The sequence below is a fragment of the Brasilonema sp. UFV-L1 genome (genome assembly GCF_012912105.1).
GTDB lineage: Bacteria > Cyanobacteriota > Cyanobacteriia > Cyanobacteriales > Nostocaceae > Brasilonema.
Genome location: NZ_QMEA01000233.1, coordinates 1 through 7,964 on the forward strand (window position 1 = coordinate 1; position 7,964 = coordinate 7,964).

Consider the following 7,964-nt stretch of genomic DNA (forward strand, 5'->3'; position numbering starts at 1 on the left):
AGCTTTAATAGCAGCACTCGACCACGCGGTATCTGTCAACATGACACCGCGTTGTTTTTTGATTTCTTCATACAAGACAGGCGTGTTTTTCATTCTTTTTCTCCCTTTTCCTGTTGATATATATAGAATCTATAAGTAAACTAAGACAAAGCATAGCAGACGAAAACGAGGTGATGTCAAGTGGTTCGGAGTTTAACGTTATCGTTTATAACACAAGTGCCATTAAACGTAGATAATAAACAAGAATTCGAGTTGCTATCTCGTTTTCAGGCTGGTAGACAACTTTATAATGCATGCCTGAATGAAGCAATGAAACGGCTTGAGTTAGTCCGTAATTCCGAACTATACTTGGCAGTAAGACAATTACCCAGAACTAAAAAGAAAGAGCGCGGCGACGCATTTAAGAAGGCACGTGAACAGTATAAATACTCTGAGTATGACCTTCATAGTTTTGCAAGTATAACTAGCAAGGCGGCTAAATGGATTGCTCAAAAAATAGATTCTACTGCACAACAAAAACTAGCAACTCGTGCATTTAAAGCAAGTGAACGGGTCATGCTTGGACGCGCTAAAGATGTGCGGTACAAAGTACCAAGTCGTTTTCGGTCAATGGAGGGTAAATCCAACAAAACTGGAATTAGATGGAAAGATGACTGCTTGGTATGGGGCAAACTGGTACTGCAACCAATCATTGATTTAGATAACCCAGTCGTCCGGCACGGTCTTGAGTCTCCGGTCAAATATGTGCGCTTGTTGTGGCGTATCTTAAATGGTAAGCGTCGTTGGTATGCTCAGTTAGTTAATGAGGGTAATCCCTACCAAAAGCCTCAAAACTATGTTTCTGATGGCTTGATTGGCTTGGATTTGAACATCTCAAACATTGCTTTTGTTGGCGATAACCATGCTGATTTGCTGCCATTCGCTGAAAAAGTTTCCGCTTTTCAAGACGAGATAACTAGACTACAAAGACAGATGCAGCGCTCTCAACGCGCTAATAATCTAGATAATTTTGAACCTAATTTTGAGGCAAAGAAAGGTCGGAAGATTATTGTCAAGAAAGGTAAAGTCAAAAAAGGGAAAGCGCAATGGAAGAAATCGAGCAACTACCTTAAAGCTGCAAGTAAAAAACGTGAGCTAGAACGACGTAAAGCAGTTTATGCCAAAACCCAAAATCGTCGTGTTGTTAACGAGATTTTGCGGCATGGTAAGTATATCAAAACTGAAAATATCAGTGTGAAGGGATGGCAGAAACGTTATGGTAAAGCCATTTCTGCCAAATCCCCAGGTTTTGTACAATCCGAACTTGTCCGTAAAGCTGAAAAAGCTGGTGACGCATTGGGACAAAAAAATGGGGCAAGCCCTAATAACAACACGATAAATCGTGATGCTTCCAGATCAACGCAAGAGGGCTTGCCCCATTTTTCCAGTCATTCCCCCGGTAGGTCAGTTACCAAGTTTTCTACTCAAACAACGGCATTAAGCCAGACTCATTTAGACGGGACGCGCATCAAGAAATCCTTGTCTCAACGAGTTCATCGGGATGTAACGGGTCTTCCAGAGCATCATCGTGACTTGTGAGCGTGCATTTTTGAGTAGACATGTAAATCAGAACAAGTTGGTGTTGCAAGATGCTCAAAAAGAGTATTTGCGGTTGGAACCAATCCTGCTAGAGGCACACCAGCGTCAATTAACCCGTAAACAAGTGAGCCACTGCGTTGCGGAGAGAAGTTTGAGCGGAGGTTTCCTCCGATCAAAGCTTCGGGGGGTTCCCCCCGTTGTAGCAAGTGGCGAACCCGTAATGGTAAGCGCGTCTGAACGTAGGCAGTCTGATTCTCCCTCAGAGCGGGTCTCTAGCGAGCTACTAACCTCTGGCCAGATAGCTGTAACGAGCGAAAAGCTAGACGGGGATGTAGCGTGAAACTCCCGTGTCTTTAGACCGGAGAGGGTTCAAGAAGTATCTATGATGCGATAGAGGCATCCATTTTTGTAGTGGATGTCACAGAAGACGGCAATTTTCGCTACGTTGCTTTTAACCCCGCATATGAACAGTGGATTGGCATTCGTTCAGAATACTTGAAGGGGAAAACACCAGAGCAAGTTTTCTCTCCAACGGATGCAGTTGTCGTGCGACGACACTACACCGACTGTGTGTACTGTGGCAAAACGATTTCTTACGAAGAATGCCTGAGGCGTCAGGGAAGTCCTTCCTGGTGGCTCACAACTCTGACTCCCCAGCAAGACAGTAACGGGCGAATTTATCGACTGATTGGCACTAGCACCAATATTAATAAGCAAAAACAGGCAGAAGCTGAATTGTTTCAGCAACTGGGAATACAGATTGGAATGACTATTCAACATACACAACTGGATCACCAAGTACACTGCCAGAGTGCTGATTTAGAATCCAAACAACAGATTGCAAATGAGCGTGCGATACGCAAAGCCTCAAGCCTTCGGCTGATGACTCGCAAAGGTTCTGCTCCCAGAAAAAGCCAAGCTCGACTTCACCAAGTCACTCAAGCACAGGCGAGGGAGCTAGAAAAACTCAACAGCTTAAAAAATGAATTCCTTAATACACTCTCCCACGAACTGCGAACGCCAATTACCAGTATTAGTCTTGCGGCTCAAACGCTGGAAGCTGTTCTCAAACAAGAAGGCATATTTAGTCAAGAACATCCGAGAATCACTCAACTGTTTGCGATTCTTCATTGCGAACTTGATCGAGAAATCAAACTGATCAACGATTTGCTCACACTTGCCCATCTTGATGCACAGACAACACCACCGATTATGGATACGATTAACCTAAAAACTTGGATTCCCTCAATTGTTGGATTGTTTGAAGAACGTATTCGCAACTCTAGACAACACGTATACATACTGACGACTGGCGAACTTCCATTGTTGACGACGGATATATCGGATCTAGAGCGGATTTTGATTGAGTTACTGACTAATGCCTGCAAATACACACCAGCAGGCGAAATGATTATTGTTTCTGCATACGGCACAGCTAACATGATAGAGCTTAGTGTCAGCAACTCTGGTGTTGAAATTGCATCCGCTGAACAAGCTCAGATTTTTGATGCTTTCTACCGCATTCCCAACAATGATCCTTGGCAACATCGTGGAACCGGATTGGGATTAGCACTTGTGCAAAAATTAGTGAAGCGTTTAGGAGCTTCAATTCAGGTGGAGAGTGCAGCTGGGCAAACTACCTTCACCGTGAAGTTTCCTGGGGGTACAGAAAAAAATGGTGATGATTGCAGCAGTCGTGAACGCGTCGTCTTCTTAGCTGATACTCCAACGAAGTCGTCATGAACTGCATGCACGAGGATACATGAAAATTTTGCACTCGTGGAAGTGTCAAACTGACTCACCCTGTGGTGGTAAACTTAACTTATCCAAAATCTCCAACATTTCCCGTTCAAAAGTGACCTGGGCACGATTCGTTTTCCCACCCACATACAAGCGACCATCTTTCTGTAATACCCAAACTTGCGAGTGAGAAAAATAACTCATCACCACACCTAACATTAGCAAGCCAAATCCTGTATAAACAATAGGTATTCCTGGATCTGCTTTAATTTGCAAACCAGTACTGCCAACAATATCCAAAACTTTCAACGTTACACCATTAACTTGAGTAGACATTCCAGCGCGAACAGTGCTAGCCAACTTGCCAGTTGCATCATAAATCAGCACCATTCCCTGCAAGTCTTTCGCCAGCAAGGAAACACCTTCACTCAAATCTGGTTTAGTCGGAATCCAAGTTCCCCAGATGCGTCCATTACCTTTGGTGTTCAGTTGCGCCATCGGTAATTGAAAAATTGGGCTTTTGTTCACTCGGACTCGAACAGCAGAAATTCCCCAATCTGCTTGGTAGAAAGTCACGCCGTGATAACGCAGAGGACTGTTGACGAAAATCGTTTTGCGGTCAACTTCCTGTTCCTGATTGTTCAAAACAGACATATCTGAGTAAAATTGGTCAATTCCACCAGAAGAGGTGTAGTCAATCCAAAAGCGATTGACTCGCACAGACCAATCTTTGGGTAGTCCTGCTGTCCAAGGTCCTGCATCTATAATGTTACTCACTGTAAAGGTGTCACCACTAGCAACCATTTCCTGAGCAACAAAACCAGTCATTGCTCCCCAAATAGACCCCAAAAGAATCGTCACCATACCCACATGAACGATGATCGGTCCGATGCGTCCGATAATACCTTTGCGGGCGTAGAGAGAATCATCTTTTTCTTGAAAAACTTTGTAGCGGCGATTTTGTAAAAGTTCAGTCAGAGAATTCACTGAACCATTATCTAGTTCCGCACTCAAAGCTAACTTTTGAAATTGGCGAGGTTCGTCGTAAAATTTCCACCGACGAGCAGCTTTTAAAGCTGGTAACTGGCGAGTAAAAGTACAAGCAGTTAAACTTGTCCCAAAAAAGATGAGTAACGCTAAAAACCACCAAGTTCGATAAACATGGTCTAAGCCCAGTGTTAAGATAACTTTCCAACTTAGAAACCCAAATAAAGCTGGGTGTTCTGGGTAGTTAGCTTGGTAGAATGCAAGTGATTGACCTTGCTCGATGACTGTACCAGTGATGCTGAAAAGTGCAATGATTAACAGCATCACAATTGCTAAGCGTAAATCTGTCAGCACGGGCAATAACTCTTGTCGCAATAACTGCCCAAATGCTGACCATATAGGTTTTTTGGAAACTGAATTTTCTATGGTCATTTATCTAATAAGTTATCTGAAAATTTCTACTGGAATCCGAGAAACTAAAGAAAGCACGCCAAATCCTACTAACAAAGCGCCGCTGACTGGATTAATCCAACTTGACCAGCGACGCAATTCTAGCAATTTCTTAATCGAAGCTGTAAACGCACCTGCTAAAATCAATGGTGCAACATAACCTGCTGTGTAAGAAAGCAGCAAAACAGCCCCTAACATTAAATCTTGTGTATTGGCAACCCAACCTAGTAAGCTTGCTAAAACAGGAGTACTGCAAGGGGAAGCGACTAAACCAAAACTCAGACCAATAAAATAAGCTCGCACTTCTTGGGGTAATTCTTGAGAAATCCACTCTGTTCCACCAAAAGAAGGCAATTGCAAAGGTAAAGCTTCCAGTAAATTCAGCCCCATGAGAATGGCAATAATACTGACAATCACTGGTAAACCGATTCCCACTTGACCATAGACTTTGCCAACAAAAGCTGCTAGAATACCTAGCCCTGCTAGCGTCGTAGCCAATCCCAAAGCAAACCATGTTGATTGGGCAATTGCTTGCAGACGGCTTTTCGCTTCATAGCCACCAATGTAGCCAATGGTAATCGGTAGCATGGAAAGCATGCATGGTGTAAGGCTAGTGAGCAACCCAGCGACAAAAATGACGCCAATACTTAGCAAACTCAGGTGAGTGAGTTGGTTAGCGACGAGGCTGTTAGCGAATTGCTCTAGTTCGTAAAGTCGGGTTTGCAGGGTTTCAAGCATGGGAAATCCAAAAGCAGGAAATGCTTACTCTGCTTGCATTTTAGCTTAATTTTGCCTGACACGTGCAACAACACCTCTTGGCAACCTAAGCTGTTCTGGTGTCACAGACTGACCATCTTGCACGAAATCAAAACTTTTTTTCACCATTGGACCGTGGAAGAATATTGTCCATGATTCTTGATCATCTTTGAGCCAGATGCAATGGTGTTTTTGTGCAGATCGAAAGATAATTGAGCCTGGTCCATACCACTTCACTTTGTTCTTGGTTTTCTCCCAGTAGCCACCTTTCAAAATAATACTCATGTTGGGCCAAGGATGATTATGCAGTACCCCTTTATACCATTCCGGACGCTCCAAAATATGGTTAAGTGTGATGTTAAACCACCGATTAGGTGGAAACAAGATAAAGTGGGTATGCTGTCGAGCTTGTGTCTTTTGTAAATTGTTGTAGGCAGTTAGGACTGGTCGAGACTCTAGATACTTTTTGAACCATCTGTGAAACATAGTAGGTCCTCGTGCAAGGTCATCATTTATACTTTGATAACACATCACGAAAAGTCTACTTAAAAAAATACGAGAGTTCACTGGTTCTCAAGTTTGAGGTTTTATCTTTGGGCATGCACATAGTCCACAAAGTAAAATTTAGGACTAAGCCAGAATTTGAGCCAAGTATAAACTGAGAGACTTAATAGTGCGGTTATTACTAGGGGTAAACCAACCTGAATTCGGAATGTATCAGGAAGGTAATTAACTAGTTAGGTTTTTGCTAACTATTATTGCTAAATGCTATGATTTACTCATTAACAAATGTCGGGAGAAATGCCTTTTTAGCAAACTAGCCTCTGTAAATCAAGCTGGTCACTGTGTTAAAAGAATAACAAACATTTGTTATTTCGGTCGTTAAGCACGAAAAACAAGTGCTCGATCAAGTACAAAGTGCGCAAGGTTTATCTTGTGCATTGGTTGATACGCCAAGGTTTGAGTAAAATCAACTTATGTATTTGTTAGCAAACGTTAGCAAAAAAGTATCGGATAGCAACTCCTGAAATAGTAATGGCAAAATATGCTAAGAGCACCACCTGCAAACGCTGTATTGTCTTCAGGGCACCTCGGCAGCTACTGCAATACTGAGTGTGCTGTTTGTAGCGATCTAGCACCACAGAACGGTTATCATTAATTTCCAAATTTTCTGGAACACCAATTCCGACTTCGTTCCACGGTAGCTGTCCGTGGCAATACTTGTCAAACCAATTCCTAAACTCAATCACTAAACGATCTGCGCTTGTAGGTAGCTTGTAAGCAGTTTTCCAGCTTTCAAAAGATTTTTTCTTCTGCTGAAGAAAGTACTCTTGCTGATGTAGAAGAATCATATCTCCATCAAGTACCTGATGACGATTTGTGACGTGTTCCCACCAACGAGGTGTTAGACGATGGAGTGTTTTAGCAAAGTTACGGGGAAATTGAGCGACAATCCTTGATTTACCTGGGGACACTGGAATGCAATAAGTAACAACTCCTATCTGCTTTCCGGAGTCACCGAAATTAATTGCATACTCTAAGCGACAAGGTGGCTCAAAAGTAATTGTTGATTTTGTGAAACTTGTTTTATGAGTTGTTTGAATCACATTTGGTGTTGATTGCTCAATTTTCATGGAGATGGGTGTTGCTTTTTTTCGATCGCCCTGCACCCCATGATGAGCAAATGGAACATGACTCGGATCACTCACATTCTCAATCAAGGTTTGCCAGTCATATTCCAAATCACGCACATAACAAGACCAAACAAACCCTTTACGCTGATTCGCACGGGACGTTGAAAGCCCTCTCTCTTTAGAGGAGGGATGAGAACGGACGCGGCAAATTTATTTGCCGTCGGCCCTAATCAACCTTTCTAGATACTCACTGACACTTATTCCATCTTTTTTAGCAGGGTTAGCGCGTCTCAAACCCTATTGACAAGGGGACTTGATTGAATTATGAGCTGTACGTTCGCTCCTGATGGAATCGGTGAGAGGAATTAATACTTTACAGTCCAAGGGAACAATCTGATTCTGGATCTTAATCAAGCGTATGCCGTGTAATGCTTGGGGAAAGCTTTTAACTGACGGTGTATTACATGGGATGAAATTGATTCAGAAAGAGGCTGTTATTTACCTAATAATAAACATGGTCCAAGTCTTAGCTCGACAAAATCCATTTTTTTCGCCACGCGCTCGCTATCGCTGAAACCTTTGTGGGACGGTAGTTGTACTTTTTGAACGGAGAGTGATCATCTATTATGTGGAAAAAGTATTTCGCAAAAAGCCGGGGTTGTTGCCGGATAAAGAAAACCGAGTTCTTAATTTTGGATAAAGTCGAGCTTAGAGGTTGTTTGAAAAGGGTCTGCTTGAGCCTTAAGTGAGACTCACTCTTGGCGATCGCTAATCCCAAATCTTCAAGCGTCCAAAATTCGTAGTGTGACAGTTGAGGGT

Annotated in this window: 6 protein-coding genes and 2 pseudogenes; 2 read left to right on the forward strand and 6 right to left on the reverse strand. The window is 42.8% G+C overall.

Features of this window, described 5'->3' with window-relative positions; translation table 11 throughout:
• Positions 1 to 180 precede the first annotated feature (180 nt).
• Together DP117_RS33130 and DP117_RS37430 are read left to right on the forward strand one after the other, a co-directional pair.
• Complete coding sequence (locus DP117_RS33130; RefSeq protein WP_169222407.1) at positions 181 to 1,578, forward strand: transposase; 1,398 nt, start codon at positions 181 to 183, stop codon at positions 1,576 to 1,578.
• Between the two features lie 378 nt (positions 1,579 to 1,956).
• Positions 1,957 to 3,321, forward strand: a complete 1,365-nt coding sequence (locus DP117_RS37430) for a PAS domain-containing sensor histidine kinase (RefSeq protein WP_339381142.1) — start codon at positions 1,957 to 1,959, stop codon at positions 3,319 to 3,321.
• 45 nt (positions 3,322 to 3,366) lie between these two features.
• Here DP117_RS37430 and DP117_RS33140 read toward each other — a convergent pair whose 3' ends face one another.
• The 6 genes and pseudogenes from DP117_RS33140 to DP117_RS35765 all read right to left on the reverse strand — a co-directional run.
• Entirely contained in the window at positions 3,367 to 4,737 is a 1,371-nt protein-coding gene (locus tag DP117_RS33140; RefSeq protein WP_169222409.1) for a cytochrome c biogenesis protein, read from the reverse strand.
• A gap of 12 nt (positions 4,738 to 4,749) precedes the next feature.
• Positions 4,750 to 5,493, reverse strand: a complete 744-nt coding sequence (locus DP117_RS33145; protein WP_169222410.1) for a cytochrome c biogenesis protein CcdA — start codon at positions 5,491 to 5,493, stop codon at positions 4,750 to 4,752.
• Between the two features lie 45 nt (positions 5,494 to 5,538).
• Positions 5,539 to 5,997 carry a hypothetical protein gene (locus DP117_RS33150; RefSeq protein ID WP_169222411.1) on the reverse strand — a complete coding sequence of 153 codons (459 nt, stop codon included), beginning with the start codon at positions 5,995 to 5,997 and terminating at the stop codon, positions 5,539 to 5,541.
• Positions 5,998 to 6,098: 101 nt separating this feature from the next.
• A pseudogene (locus tag DP117_RS36780) lies at positions 6,099 to 6,236 on the reverse strand (pheophorbide a oxygenase); the annotation flags it as partial.
• A gap of 291 nt (positions 6,237 to 6,527) precedes the next feature.
• Positions 6,528 to 7,286, reverse strand: a pseudogene (locus DP117_RS33160) (pheophorbide a oxygenase); the annotation flags it as partial.
• Positions 7,287 to 7,671: 385 nt separating this feature from the next.
• Positions 7,672 to 7,964, reverse strand: a 293-nt coding sequence (locus DP117_RS35765) for a hypothetical protein (protein ID WP_211176497.1), incomplete at its 5' end; no start/stop codon positions are given.

What these genes read in the sequence shown, in the direction of transcription:
- DP117_RS33145 (WP_169222410.1), bottom strand. Translation starts at nt 5,493, where the DNA reads ATGCTTGAAACCCTGCAAACCCGACTTTACGAACTAGAGCAATTCGCT.
- DP117_RS33150 (WP_169222411.1), bottom strand. Translation starts at nt 5,997, where the DNA reads ATGTTTCACAGATGGTTCAAAAAGTATCTAGAGTCTCGACCAGTCCTA.
- DP117_RS33140 (WP_169222409.1), bottom strand. Translation starts at nt 4,737, where the DNA reads ATGACCATAGAAAATTCAGTTTCCAAAAAACCTATATGGTCAGCATTT.